The sequence below is a fragment of the Mycoplasma tracheobuteonis genome (assembly GCF_054456995.1).
The window spans coordinates 24,263-38,256 of record NZ_JBTKTG010000004.1 but is presented as its reverse complement, the minus strand read 5'-3'; the positions used below and the strand labels follow the sequence as shown (position 1 = coordinate 38,256).

Sequence of the window (13,994 nt, the reverse complement as noted above, 5' to 3'; positions counted from 1 at the left end):
TATTTTGGTTTATCTTATATTAATATAATTAATATAAGTATTTTACCATAATTTACAAATTACGGGTTTTGTTAATTTTTGGTTCGTTTTTAGCTAAATTTACTCTATATTATGGAGGACAAAATGAATAAATGAACTAAAAGATTTTTACTAACAGGCAGCATTGCTTTTGGAGCATCAGCAATCGTTTTAGCCTGTGTCCTAGGCACAAAAATGCCTAAAAAGAACTCTAAGGTCACTCCTAATGGCCCTATATACAGCAGGGATCCTAGCCTTATTGCAAATCCTGAATTAAATTCTGGACCTATTTCAGAAGATTTTGATGATAAAATTTTTAAGCCTAATAAAATTCATTTACCTAAGTTAAATCAAAAACCTTTTGAGAACAGAGAACTGCTTTATCTTAACCTTGATACTAGTAAGCCTGAAAAAATTTATTGGATAAATGGTAGTGAAAGTAACAAAAATAAATTACTAGATGATTTTTATAATTCAATAAAAAAACTAAATGAAGAATATGTTAAATATTATGGTCAATCTTCTCTTTTTAGAGAAGTAGGGCAAGATGTCCTTAAGTTTATGAGAATTTCACAAGCAGGCAACTATTTTGATAATACTATAGATAATTTCATTAAAAATAGTACCTTTAACTTTATCTGAAATAAAGAATATTTAGCGGATAGATTTATTAGTAGCGATCTAAATACAAAAAATAAACTCAAAGATACTCTTGCATCAGACATTTATCTCCTTAAAATTTTTATAGAAAACATATATAAATCAATTGATTTTAACTTAGATTTTAGAAATCGTGAATTTAGGTTCTTCAATCATAAATTTGATTTATCAAAATTACTAACAGACTTTTCCGCCTATAAGATAGGCATAAAAGAATTTATAAATTATTTAAAGTCTATTGTTGTTACTCAAAACAATATTGAAGATATTGTTAATGAATTAGATTCTAGAATACTTAAATTAAAAACCTTAGGAATTACAGTTCGCGATCATGCAGATAATTTATGTAGATACGGTGAGACATATCACTATTGATCTGGTCTACGATTTGTATGCAATACTTTTACTTTATTTAGAGAATCGAAAACAAATGCAGGTGTCACATTAGCAAATATTTTTAAATTCAAATTATTAGATTCCATAAAACAAGACATAAAAGTCTATAACAATAATTTAAATAACGAGAGCTTTAATCCAGATAATTATTTGCATTTGCTTAATATAAAGTACGAAAAAATATCTGATAGCATTCTAAAAGTAGGATATAAGGTGGAAAAATCTGATGATTCTTATGTCAAAACTGCTTCATACTTATTTAAGAGATTTGGCGAAAATTGCAAAAAAATCAAAGGTTTAAATACTAAATATATCAAAAACAAAGTCATAGATCATATTATTAATTTAAGATATTTTGTTGAAGAAGTCTATGATTATGCACTAAAATTCAAAAATGAAGAGGCAGATCGTTTCTGAACAGGATTCATTGACGATATTATAAGTGGTAGAGAATGAATTGAAAAGCACTCAGAACAAATTTTTGAATATAATCAAGGGCTAAATGAAATAAAGCCTAGTCAAGATATCTTATCTTCAAGATTAGCAATTGTTAATAAGCATATAAATGATTTAACAGAATTAAGTCAAAATTATATATATGATAAAAACTTTAAGAACATTGAATATAATAATTTAATTTCTAGATTAGAACAATTTAAAGGATATAAGCAACGCATAGAATTAGAATTGGATAAAGCTAATAAAATGATTAGTAAACTACCATACGAAAAAATCGATAGCGCAGATCAAAATGGAACATACAGGGGTTATGATCTAATATATATGGCTTTTGATCAAGATGAGTCTCCATACCCAAGTGCTTTTGCCGCAGACTTTTTACACCCGCATTTTGGAAAACTTAAAAAATTAAATGTATTAGAAGACTTGATTAAAATCAGTAATTACTCAGTACAAGATTTTGTAGCCGATTGAAAAGGTAGTATATCTATAAATTCAAAAGATGCCGATAATATTATTAGTACTTATAATCTTGCGGCAGTTCAATCTAAAAAAGAATTGTCTGAATATATTCAATTCATTAGCTCGAAAGCATTAGAACAAGTCGAAAAACTGAATAAAATTCATGATAATTTATGCAACAATATTCAAGATACCTTTAAAAATTCTTATAATAGGAAAATACATGAATTTGATTATAAATTCAAGAATGATGTTGATAAACTAAAAAATGAAATTAAAAGAATCGATGCAGAGCTTTTAAATAAATCTAAATTAAGCGATTTCAGAATACAAACATTAGAAAATCTAAAGAAAACGTACGATAAAATAATTGGAATATTAGGTGGTAAAGAGCCTAATTATGCCGAAATTGATAGTTACTGATTCAATGAAAATGAGTATGCGATTTGAACGAATGAAATGAAGGTTTATATAAGTCATATTAAAGAAATCGAATCATTTACATCAAATTTATTTTACGATTTAAATAAGGCAATTTAGTAAATACCCCAGCAATTTAGCTGGGATATTTTTAATTTTCAAATTGAGCTTGATTTTTATTAATAAATTCAAGTAAGTCTTTAATAGAGTTATATTCGGCAAGTGCTATTAAGATTTTTGCTGGATTTTCTAAATCATTTTCTAAATTACGGTAAGTAGGCTTTGGATTTAGTTCACCTATATATACTTGTCCATCTAATTCGCTATTTCTTAGTTTATTATAATATGCATCACGTGCTGCTTTTAATTCTGTTTTCAATGATTCTAAATTATCTTTATGTTCAGCTAGAGCTGAAAAATATTTAATATGAGCTTGGTAGTAAGTTTTTTCAAGATCACTTAAGTTCTTTGCTTCCACTACAGGATCAATGCCGTTATCCATAGGTTCTGTATCAGCCTTTGCTCCTGTAATATTTCTAAACGCCATATTATTTTGTTGTAATTTTTCAAGAGATTTTGTTGTTAAGGCATATGCAACAGGATCTAATGTTTCATATTTATCTGTTACGCTGTGATCTGCAATAAATGATGAATTTGCTATCGCACCTTGTCTTATAAGGATATAAACTTCATTTAATGGAATAAAGAATGCATTTTCTTTATAGTCAGCAGCTCTCTTTCTAAATGATCTCGCTTTATTTCTTTCGCTTTCAGCATCATCTTCAACATCAGTCATTGGGTTAATTTGGCTAATTTCATATTGTTTTGATGCATTATTTTCATCCTCATCATCAGTATCTACATAAAACATTAAACCAAGTTTTAAAGCTTCTATTTTTAGCTTATTATATTCTTCAACAAGTTTATCATCTGCTGTATTTGCAATAGCTTCTAATTGTGACTTAAGTTCTTTTGTTTTTAAAATTAATGAATCTAGTCAACTTGATATCGCTGAACTTTGCACATTAAAATATCAAATTTCTGAATTGTTATCAGGATTTGGTGCTCTATGAGAGGTTAAATCTTTAACAAATTTTGTAATAATGCCAACATTTTCTTGAGCTTGCTCTTTAATTTTAGCAGCCTCAGTAGCATCAAATTTCATAGCTTTGAACTCACTTACTATAGATGTATATAAATCAAAAATAGCTTGAGATTCTTCAGCAATTCTTTCACTTTCAGCTTTTAATCTGTTGTATTTTTCGATTTCTTTATCTACTCTTAAGTATTTATTCATAGTTTCATCGTCTTTAGAAATTCCTAAAGTTTTAAAGTAATTTAACATTAAGTTAACTGTATTAATTTGACTTTGAATTTTCTTTAATGCAAGCAATCTGTCGTATGCTTGGTATATTGTATCTTCACGATTTGCTAAAGCATCTCTTCTAGCAACTCCAAAGTATTTATAAAGCTCATAATATGTTTGTCCAATTGCTTTTTCTTGCTTAGTTTCATCCAAGTTTAAATATTGTGAATAAAGCTTGCTAATACCTTTATTAATTTCTTGACTTAATGCAGTATTTTGGTCTTTTATCTTTGCTAATTCTGCTTCTTTTTCAATATTGTATGAAGCTAATTTATATTTAAATTGTTTTAAGTAAATTAAAATAGCATCTTTTGTGTAGAAATCTTGAATTAAGTTAGATCTGGCCATATCCACAACATCTTGATAGTATGATGTGAAGTAATTTGCATACATAATAGAATTCATATAATCTTTATTGTATTTATAGAATTCACCATATTTAGCTTTTGTAGGTTCTACAATTTGTGCAAATTGTAGTAATGATTCTTTATCATTGATTTGATTTAATAATGGAACAGCTGATATCTTAATAGTAACATCAAAGCTTGGTTTAAATTCATCTGCTGTTGTAGGGTTATAAATAAATTTGTCAAAAGCTTCTCTTTCTAGCTTCATATATAGTTGGATTTGGTGAATTAAATCTTTTCCTTGTGATTTTGCTACTTTGTAACTTTCAAGAATATCACTAACTTTCTTTACATTTTCTTCAAAAGTCTGAACTTTTTTGTCTTTAGCTGCTTTTTGTGTTTCATCTGATTCAGGCATAGCTTTAGCAGCTTCTAATTTTTTATTTTGTAATTGAAGTAATTTGTCTAAATCAGAAATTCTTCAATCAAATAGTACATCCATGAATTTTTGATTTTCAAATGGTGATATCACATTTATATTTAATTGTGTTTCGATTGACTTAAGAATGTTTGTAAATTCTAGAGCTCCTAATAAAGCTTTATATACATTATTTGAATTAGCATATGTTAATTTAATTGAATCAGCGTCTGTAATAGCTTGATTAATAGCATTTGTTCAAATTTCGATATCATGTTTTGATGATTCATTTTGTGCAAATTCTGGTTTTAAAATCTTAAACATTTCAATCATATAGATGTTTAGACGACTTACCATTTTAATTGCATCAATTGCTGAAGGATCTCTTGAAATAAATTTTTGTTGGATAGTTTTCACTTTATCTGAAGCTGCATCATATTGTGCTTTGGTTTGTAAAAATTCTTGTGTAAGTCTAGTGATTTCAGTTGAACTAGCTACACCTGTAGGATTATTACTATCTAGAAGTTGGTTAACATCTACGCCTAATTTTTCAAGGTTTTTTGTTAGCTTATCAACTTTTGTTTTGAGTTCTTTTACTTTGGCATTAGCTTCATCTAATTCATCACGAGTATTTGCAACTACCACCTTACTTAAAGCTGTAATTTTATCATCCATTTCACGAATTAAATCTTTAACTAATTCTACATCTCCACTTGTTAATTCATTTTCTGATTTTTCAGCTAATTGAGCTTTTAATAATTCAGTTCTTGATTTAAGTGATTTATATTCCTCAGGTGATAAAGAATTAATTGTATTTAATTTACCATCAGCTTTTGCAAATAAACTTGTTTTTTGTGTGTTTAATGCTGAAGTATCTTGTGTATTTTGGGCACATGATAAGGCAACCATAGGCGCTAATGTCATAGAGCCTAATGCTAAGGGAAATAAAATTGTTTTTAGACTTTTCATATTAAATTCCTTTGTTTTTATGTTTTATTTTAATCAAAATATATTTATATAAAAATAAACGCATACACTGAAAAAGCTCAGTAATATGCGTTTACACATAAAATGTAGTTAGATTATTTAACTACCATACCAGCGACTTCTTCAGCAAAGTTTGATTGAACTTTTTCAATCCCTTCACCTACTTCATATCTTACGGCACTTACTAATTCACAGTTGTGGTTTTGTAAGTATTTAGCCACAGATAATGAGTCTTCCATAACAAAAGCTTGTTTTTCTAAAACAAATTCTGATAATTGTTTGTTTAATCATCCTTCTGTTATAGAAACTTGAATTTTTTCAGGTTTATTTTCGAAACCAGCTGGCTTAACAAATCCTTCTTTGATTGATTCTAATCTGTCTGCTGGAATTTCGTTTACAAGAATAAATTCAGGATTCATAGCTGATACATGCATTGCAACATTTCTAGCTGCTTCTGTGTTGTTACCTTTAACTGTAACAACAGCTGCAACTTGTTGGTTTGCGTGAACGTATATTCCTAAAACTTGGTCTTCTTTAGCTTCTACTCTTGTGAAACGACGTAGAGAAATTTTTTCCCCAATAACAGCTGTAGCATTAACTAATGCTTGTTCTACTGTTTCGCCATTTGATAATTTAACTCCTAATCCTTCTTCTAATGTTTTAGCATTTGAGTTAAATAAAGCTGTAGAAACTTCATTTAATAATTGAATAAATTTATCGTTTTTAGCAACGAAATCTGTTTCTGAGTTAATTTCAACTAAGATAGCGCGCTTTTCGTCACCTAAAGCTGTAACTGCACCTTCCGCGGTAATCCGCCCTGCTTTTTTAGCTGCTTTAACGATACCATTTTCTTTTAGCCAAGCAATAGCTGCTTCAATTTCGTATCCTGTAGCTTCTAAAGCTTTTTTACAGTCAACAAGAGCTGAATTAGTTCTAGTTCTTAATTCTTTAATTAATTCCATTTTGTTATCTGCCATGATAACCTCCTAAATTTTTATATCTAAAATTATATATTATTTTGCTTCTGTTTGAGCTTCTGTTGTTTCAGCAACTTTGTTGTTTCCAAATGATGGTAATACAACTTTTTCATCGTCTTGGTAAGCAAATTTAACTTGTCCACCACGAGCTTTAACAATAGCGTCAGCTAAGATTGTCATAATTAACATAATTGATTTAGCTGAATCATCATTTGCAGGAATTCCAAAATCAAGTAAATCAGGGTTAGAGTTTGTATCTAAGATACCAATAACTTTAATTTTCTTTCTTCTAGCTTCTTTAACTGCAATTTCGTCTTCGTTAGGATCTGCAACGATCATAACTTGTGGTAAACGTTGCATATCACGAATACCATTTAAGTTTTTGTGTAATTTGTCTAATTCTTTATTGAATTCTAAAGCTTCTTTCTTTGTGTAACCTGCGAAGTTTTTAGCAGCTTTTGCTTCTAAATCTTTCATTTTTTGTACACTTGACATGATTGTTTGGTTGTTTGTTAATGTTCCACCTAATCATCTTTCTGTTACGTATAATGAACCTGTTCTTTCAGCAGCTTCTTTAACAGCATCACGAGCTTGTTTCTTTGTACCAACAAAAATAAATGATGCACCTTTAGATGCTAATGTGTTTACAAGTGAGTAAGCATATTCTAAGTATTTTTGTGTTTTTGTTATATCGATAATGTGTGAACCCTTGTTCTTTTTGTTAGGAACGATGAATTCTTTCATTTTAGGGTTTCATGCGTGTGTTTTGTGTCCAAAGTATGCACCAGCTTCTAATAATTTAGTTTTTGATACAATTGGAGCTTTTTGTTCTTTTTGAACTTTTTCTTTTTTGTTTTCTGTTGTCATTGTAATTTTCCTTTAGTTTGTTTTTGCTAAATAAATATTTCTAACACCTAGCACTATGATTAGCACACCCAAGTGAATCCATATTTATTGTTTATAAATTATGCATAAGAATTTGTCTTTAAACTCTTGAGTTAATTATATTATAAAAAGCTAAAAGAGTAAATCTTTTAGCAATTCTTTTATGACTATGTACAAGAAGAAAAATATTTTTTATTGCTGAACTTATTAAGTTATTATAAAAATCCAGTAAGGTATGCATTATCTAACTAAGAATTAAAAAGATGACAACACCACTTTAGCCTTTAGTGTAATGCCATCTTTTACGTTTTAAAATTTTTGCAAAATAAAAAGTGGGTAATCCCACTTAATAATTATTTTGCATCTTTAGCGATTTGAACTAAAACTGAGAATGTTTTAGGTTCGTTGATTGCTAATTCAGAAAGCATTTTACGGTTGATTGTAACATTAGCTTTTTTAAGTCCGTTAATGAATCTTGAGTAGCTCATTCCTTCAGCTCTAACAGCTGCGTTAATACGAGCGATTCATAATTTTCTGAAGTTTCTTTTAACTTGTTTACGGTCTCTGAAAGCATATGTTCATGATTTAACAACTGCTTGTTTTGCTACTTTGTACCCAATTGATTTGTGCCCAAAGTATCCCTTAGCTAATTTTAGTCATTTTTTACGTCTTGCTCTTGTAACTGTTCCACCTTTAACTCTTGCCATAATTATTCCTTTCTAATAACGTAAGTATCTATGTATTTGAAATCTAATTGATTAACAAGATTAGATTAATGCTTTAAATCTTTTAAGATCAGATTTTGACATTTGAGCAGATTTACGTGATTGACGTTTTTGTTTTGTTGTTTTATTTTGAGCTAAGTGAGAACGATATGCTTGTTCTCTTAAAATTTTACCTGTTCCTGTAACTTTGATACGTTTTTTTAACGCACTTTTAGTTTTCATTTTTGGCATTTAATTCTCCTTCTTTAGCTTCTTGATTTGTTTCAAGATTCTTTTCTTTTAAGTATTTTTGAATTTTTTGTTTATTTGGTTGGAGATTCATGTCAAGGAAACGATCGTTAACTAATTTAGGTTCAGATGTTTTTTCAGCAATATCTTCAACTAAGGCAAAGAATTTATCGATAGTTGCAAAACCTAAATCTTTTCTTCCTATTTCACGACCTCTTAGTTTTAAAGAAACTTTAATTCTGTCGCCTTTTATAAGAAACTCTCTAGCTTTTCTAGCTTTTGTTTGTAAATCATTTTCTCCAATCATTGCAGTTAATCTAACTTCACGATTTTGGATAATAGTTTGCTTTTCTTTTAGTTCCTTGTTTTTCTTCTTACGGTCATATTTGAATTTTCCGTAATCTAAAATACGACAAATTGGTTTAGGTTCAACACTAATTAAAACTAAGTCCATTTTATAGCTTTTTGCTATTTCGATAGCTTCATTTGTATATTTAACTCCAAGTTTTTCACCATCAGGTCCTAACACAAAAACTTGTTTGAATGGTATATCACCATTAATGTAATGCTCTGAAGTTGGTTTTTTTCCTTTTGCTTGAATAATAACTCCTTAAATAAAATTTAAATTTAATAAAAAGTGGCTATACCACTTCATCTACTAAAAAAGGTATCAGAATTATGATACGTTTAATTGTAGCTAAACCCAAGACTATGGTCATCAGGTGAGAAGTGTCTTCTACTTTTCTGCAATTAACTCTATTGCTTTTTAATTTTAACAAAAAAAATATTTAACAGAAATTTCAATAGCAGGTTTCTTATTCGAGTCACTGATTTATAGCACTATATATAAGGCAATTTCGTTCTTCTTATATGCAAACATAAAAAAAATCAAAAATTCTCAATAATTTTGATAACTAAAATAATTTTTTATAATTGATTTTATGAAAAAGACACATACAACATCATTCAGTTTTGAAGTAAAAAAGGAAGTTATTAATAGCATTAGTAAAAAGCAAGAGATCATATCTTTTATTAATGGTTTTATTTTTTGTTCAGGTGAACTCGACAAAAATAATAACTACATTTTATCAATTAAGAATGAATACTTAATTGATAAACTAGTTCGTAAACTAGAAAAAATAAATATGCCTTTTGAAAAAAGTAAGCATACTAAAACAAAAATAGTAATAATAAACAACCCTATGGTGCATCCTGATTTAGAATATAAAGATTACTTAACTTACTTTTTTGCTGGTGTCTTTTGTGGTGGAGGAAGTATTTCAGGGAAGAATTCAACTTCATATCACCTTGAAATATCTTCACATAATCGTGGTAATCTTGAATTGATCCAAACTAAATTAAATGAATATGAATTCAATTTTAACTTCCTCGAAAGAGGTAATAAATATATTATTTATAATAAAAATAAAGATAAATTAATTGATTTTTTAGCTGCTATTAATGCTAAAAATTCATGATATGATTTGCAAAATTTAATTATTAAGCGTGATTTTGAAAACGTTACTAATCGTATAAATAATATAGATTTAAGTAATATTAATAAGATTGCCCAAAGTACAATAAAACACATAGATAATATTAATTATATTTTTGAGCATAATTTAGAGGATCAATTTGATGAAAATCAGCTTGTTGCCTTTAGAATTAAGGCAGAAAATAAATGGATTTCTCTCACAGAATTATCATATCTACTAGAACATCAACACAATATTTATATATCAAAAAGTGGACTAAATCATTGATTTAGAAAGCTGAATAATATTGTAGAAAGCGAAAAAAAATAATGCACTCGTTATTATAATGAGTGCAGCTCTTTTTTTAGCAGTTTAACAAATTCTTTTTGAATATTAGTGGATTTTTAAATAACTAATACTCCATGCTTGGTGCGCGAGAAGGGACTCGAACCCTTATGCCGGAGGCACTAGAGCCTAAATCTAGCGTGTCTGCCAATTTCACCACTCGCGCGGGTAAAATATATTTAAAAAGTTTTAAAAATTATTGAACCTCGGTCCAATAATAGATAAATTTTCAAATTTAAACCGATATTGGTGCCGTTTATAGGACTCGAACCTACGACCTACTGATTACAAGTCAGTTGCTCTACCAACTGAGCTAAAACGGCAAATGGTGGAAGATAAGGGACTCGAACCCATGACATTCGCCTTGTAAGGGCGACGCTCTCCCAACTGAGCTAATCTTCCAAAAATGGCAGTCTGTACGGGGATCGAACCCGTGTATGCATGGATGAAAACCATGTGTGTTAACCGCTTCACCAACAGACCATAAATGGCGCCGATTATTGGGATTGAACCAACGACCAACTGGTTAACAGCCAGCTGCTCTACCGCTGAGCTAAATCGGCAAGCCTTATTTATTTATATCGCTTATATATTATAGCACACAATTAAATTTTAAGAAATTTATTTTTTGTTTTTTTTAACAACTTTTAATGTGTGTTTAAAAGCAAGATTATTATACCTTATAATTTTAAAATTGATTAAAAAAAATAAAAATTTTTGTAAAGCTATAGAATAAGCTTTATTTTGTCACCCCCCTCTAGAAAATAGTTGTTAATGTATAAAATTTTTATATGAATTTAAGAACAAATATAAGTAAAAGAAAAGCATTAACAAAATATGAATTAAACAAGAAGGAAAGAATAGAAATTATTGTTTCAAATCCAAACCTAACTAATGAAATTTTAAGTGTTAAAACAGGATTAAATATCAGAACAGTTCAAAGATACAAGAAATTAATAAGAGATCAAAAATCAGCAAAGCTTGAAGTCTCACATGGTAATAAAGAAAAGGAGAAGAATAAGAGATTATCAGACAGTGTAATTACAGATATTTATGTAGATTACTTAAAAATATCTAACACAATTATCGTTACCGACAAGACAACAAATCAAATCTCTATTAGTGAATATTACAATTCGTTTTTAAGTGATGAACACAAAAATAAAATTTCATATGCACATCTAGTCGAAAGATTTAACAAGCTTGGTTTTAAAACAATTCATACAACAAAAAGAGGAAGAAAAATACAAAGAGAAGCTAAAAAGTCCGTTGATAAAAAGGTATATTTACTCCTCAATAATATCGAGTCGCAAATTCAGAAAAACAGAATCAGCAGACAGGTCTTACATTTAAGTAAAAATTTAAAATTTGGTGAAATTGTTGAAATAGATGCACAGTTTGAGCCTTATATCAATGGTGAAAAAGTTTATTTATATCATGCAATAGATGTAGCTACAGGAATGTTACTAGCTGTGTGATTCGAAAATGAAGAAACTAACCTTGGTTATCAAAGACTCCTAGAAATCTTATTTAAAAATTACGGATTTCCTAAGTTTATATACACTGATAAAAGACGAACATTCTGGGGAAGTGATAATACTGAAACTGCTTTTGAGAAGAATTTAAATGCTAAAGGTATAAGAATTATTAGTTCAAGTAATCCCAAACATAAACCACATGTGGAGAGGTCTTTTAGAACAGCACTCGATAAATACCCTACATACATTTATAAAAATGGTCTACAAACTCTTTCCGATCTTAAAGAACATTCAGAAGGCTTTAAAAACTACTACAATCAAAGACTAAAAAGAATTTTAAACAAGGAATCGTTATTTAATCTTGAAGGGACAAAAAGAGAAAATTGAAGAGTGGATATCGAAGTAAATAGAAAAATATTGAATGGTGTTGTCAGATATGGAGGCATTAATTATGCTGCCTTCGACGAAGAAGGAAAAAGAATTATCTTTCCACTACATTCGAATGTAAGACTGGTACATTCATCTGATGGCAACATCTATTTTAAATATTTAGACAAAAAATATTATGCTAAAGAACCAACAGGAGTTTACTTAACAGAAACAGAATTATGAGCATTATCAAAAGGATTAGATATATCAATACCAGCAGTAGAAAAACTAGAATTACTATATAAAAGAAGTAAATCATTCTTTGATACAATCAAAAAATACATCGATAAAATGAATGAGCTTTTATCAAAATTTAACCAAGATAATGAGGAAATAAAAAAGACAATGCTTGAACTTTTTGGATCTCTCAAAACATTGTCTTCTAAAGTAAAAAGTGATATTTACATAGAATAAATATCAACTATATTTTACTCTATTCTATCTACTCTAGGGGTGACAAAATAGAGCTTATTTTACATAAAATTGATTAAAAAAAATAAAAATTTTTGTAAAGCTTTTAAGGCCATTAATTAAAATAAACAATTACTTTTATCCCTATATCAATTGAATATTTGATTATCAGAATTATTTTTATATAGTTTTTCTCTCCTAGAACATATGTGAATAAAAATATTGTAAATTTAACAAAATACTGTTATAATATATCCGCCATTAGAACAGCAACCCACTAACCTGGTCAGGACAGAAATGTAGCAGCCACATGAGGAAGTGTTGTGTCTAGTGGTTTTATTATTTTTGTTGAATTTTATTAAAAAAAGAGGAACTAACCTCTTTTTTTATTAATAAATTATATATAAGAAATTATTCAACTGTAACTTCAGCACCAGCTTCAACAAGAGCTGCTTTAATTTGTTCAGCTTCTTCTGGTTTGATGTTTTCTTTAATAACAGCAGGTAATGTATCAACAATTTTCTTAGCGTCCATTAATGGTAATCCTAATAAGTCTTTAACTACTTTGATAATAGCAACTTTTTTACCATTGTCAGCTTTTAAAACAACTTTAACGCTTGATTTTTCTTCGTTTCCACCTTCTGCTGGAGCAGCTGCAACAGCAACAGCAGCTGTTGGGTCGATTCCGAATTCTTCTTTCATTGCTTCTACAAGTTCCATAACTTCTTTAATTGACATTTCTTTTAATGATTCAATAAATAATTCTTTTGTTAATTTAGCCATAATATAATGTCCTTTCTTAAATTTGATTTATATATTATTCTGATTTACCTTCACTTACAAGTTTAAGTGATAATGAGATTTGTTGTAATGGTGCCATCATTGAACGAGCAAGGATACCAAGTGCTTCTTCATAAGTAGGAAGTGTAGCAACTTCTTTAACACCTGTAGCATCAATAACTTTTCCTTCAAAAGTACCAGCTTTAACTACCATTAATTTGTGTAGCTTAGCAAATTTAGTTAATAATTTAGCAGCAGACATATCATCATTGTTTGAAAAAGCAAAGATGTTAGGTCCTACTAAGTAATCAGCTAATTCACCAATTCCTGTTTCGTTTGCAGCAAGTTTGAATAAACGGTTCTTGTAAACCTTAATATCAACACCTAATTTTTTAGCTTCTTTTCTGAATTCTTCTAATTCTGAAACTGTTAAACCACGGTATTCTGCAAAAGCAACAGCTTGTGAGCTTTTGATTTTGTCAACGATTTCTAAAACAACTTCTTTTTTAGCTGCTTTTAATTTTGATTCTGACATATTTTCTGCCCCCTTTCAAAATTTCGCAATACAATTGAACATTTAAAAGAGATACACTCGGTAACCATTAATTAAGCTTACGCAGTTACTGTCTTTATGTATTGCAGGTAAATTATAATATAAAAATTTAAATCTTGAAATGAATATTTTCGATTTATAATATTATGTAAAATTTTCTTTATAATTATATATA

11 protein-coding genes, 5 tRNA genes and 1 other RNA gene are annotated in these 13,994 nt (G+C 28.6%); 4 read left to right on the top strand and 13 right to left on the bottom strand.

From position 1 onward, the window contains the following. Positions 1 to 123: 123 nt before the first annotated feature. Positions 124 to 2,535 (top strand): hypothetical protein, encoded by a 2,412-nt coding sequence (locus tag ACX1M8_RS01610; protein ID WP_458836653.1) that lies wholly within the window; start codon positions 124 to 126, stop codon positions 2,533 to 2,535. A 31-nt stretch (positions 2,536 to 2,566) separates the two neighbouring features. Here the strand turns inward: ACX1M8_RS01610 and ACX1M8_RS01605 are convergent, their stop codons facing one another. The 6 genes from ACX1M8_RS01605 to infC form a co-directional block, all read right to left on the bottom strand. Beyond that, complete coding sequence (locus tag ACX1M8_RS01605) at positions 2,567 to 5,515, bottom strand: hypothetical protein (RefSeq protein WP_458836652.1); 2,949 nt, start codon at positions 5,513 to 5,515, stop codon at positions 2,567 to 2,569. Positions 5,516 to 5,628: 113 nt separating this feature from the next. Beyond that, on the bottom strand, positions 5,629 to 6,510 hold the full coding sequence (gene tsf / locus ACX1M8_RS01600; protein WP_458616691.1) for a translation elongation factor Ts: 882 nt from the start codon (positions 6,508 to 6,510) through the stop codon (positions 5,629 to 5,631). 36 nt (positions 6,511 to 6,546) lie between these two features. Then, positions 6,547 to 7,377: a 30S ribosomal protein S2 gene (gene rpsB, locus ACX1M8_RS01595; RefSeq protein WP_458798107.1), complete on the bottom strand. Its 831-nt coding sequence runs from the start codon at positions 7,375 to 7,377 to the stop codon at positions 6,547 to 6,549. Between the two features lie 371 nt (positions 7,378 to 7,748). Then, entirely contained in the window at positions 7,749 to 8,102 is a 354-nt protein-coding gene (gene rplT, locus ACX1M8_RS01590) for a 50S ribosomal protein L20 (protein WP_078747324.1), read from the bottom strand. 60 nt (positions 8,103 to 8,162) lie between these two features. Beyond that, a complete protein-coding gene (gene rpmI, locus ACX1M8_RS01585; RefSeq protein WP_369810263.1) occupies positions 8,163 to 8,342 on the bottom strand; it encodes a 50S ribosomal protein L35 in 180 nt (59 codons plus the stop codon). Next, a complete protein-coding gene (gene infC, locus ACX1M8_RS01580) occupies positions 8,332 to 8,910 on the bottom strand; it encodes a translation initiation factor IF-3 (protein WP_458836659.1) in 579 nt (192 codons plus the stop codon). Before infC ends, rpmI begins: the two co-directional genes overlap by 11 nt. A 379-nt stretch (positions 8,911 to 9,289) precedes the next feature. Between infC and whiA the strand changes: the two genes are divergently transcribed. After that, entirely contained in the window at positions 9,290 to 10,153 is an 864-nt protein-coding gene (whiA, locus tag ACX1M8_RS01575; RefSeq protein ID WP_458807148.1) for a DNA-binding protein WhiA, read from the top strand. Between the two features lie 97 nt (positions 10,154 to 10,250). Here whiA and ACX1M8_RS01570 read toward each other — a convergent pair. The 5 genes from ACX1M8_RS01570 to ACX1M8_RS01550 all read right to left on the bottom strand — a co-directional run bounded on the left by ACX1M8_RS01570 (position 10,251) and on the right by ACX1M8_RS01550 (position 10,731). Continuing rightward, positions 10,251 to 10,334, bottom strand: a tRNA-Leu gene (locus ACX1M8_RS01570). Positions 10,335 to 10,415: 81 nt separating this feature from the next. Then, a tRNA-Thr gene (locus ACX1M8_RS01565) sits at positions 10,416 to 10,491 on the bottom strand. A 3-nt stretch (positions 10,492 to 10,494) separates the two neighbouring features. Then, a tRNA-Val gene (locus ACX1M8_RS01560) sits at positions 10,495 to 10,570 on the bottom strand. 5 nt (positions 10,571 to 10,575) lie between these two features. Further along, positions 10,576 to 10,651: transfer RNA gene (locus tag ACX1M8_RS01555), tRNA-Glu, on the bottom strand. A gap of 5 nt (positions 10,652 to 10,656) precedes the next feature. Beyond that, positions 10,657 to 10,731, bottom strand: a tRNA-Asn gene (locus ACX1M8_RS01550). Between the two features lie 228 nt (positions 10,732 to 10,959). Here ACX1M8_RS01550 and ACX1M8_RS01545 point away from each other — a divergent pair. Together ACX1M8_RS01545 and ffs are read left to right on the top strand one after the other, a co-directional pair. Beyond that, positions 10,960 to 12,489 (top strand): transposase family protein, encoded by a 1,530-nt coding sequence (locus ACX1M8_RS01545; protein ID WP_458836651.1) that lies wholly within the window; start codon positions 10,960 to 10,962, stop codon positions 12,487 to 12,489. A 247-nt stretch (positions 12,490 to 12,736) separates the two neighbouring features. Then, positions 12,737 to 12,833, top strand: an RNA gene (ffs, locus tag ACX1M8_RS01540) — signal recognition particle sRNA small type. Between the two features lie 64 nt (positions 12,834 to 12,897). Here the strand turns inward: ffs and rplL are convergent. Further along, positions 12,898 to 13,269, bottom strand: a complete 372-nt coding sequence (gene rplL, locus ACX1M8_RS01535) for a 50S ribosomal protein L7/L12 (RefSeq protein WP_458616678.1) — start codon at positions 13,267 to 13,269, stop codon at positions 12,898 to 12,900. Positions 13,270 to 13,303: 34 nt separating this feature from the next. Next, the gene (gene rplJ / locus ACX1M8_RS01530) at positions 13,304 to 13,801 is read right to left on the bottom strand and encodes a 50S ribosomal protein L10 (protein ID WP_458616676.1); all 498 of its coding nucleotides are present in this window, start codon (positions 13,799 to 13,801) and stop codon (positions 13,304 to 13,306) included. Positions 13,802 to 13,994: the final 193 nt, after the last annotated feature.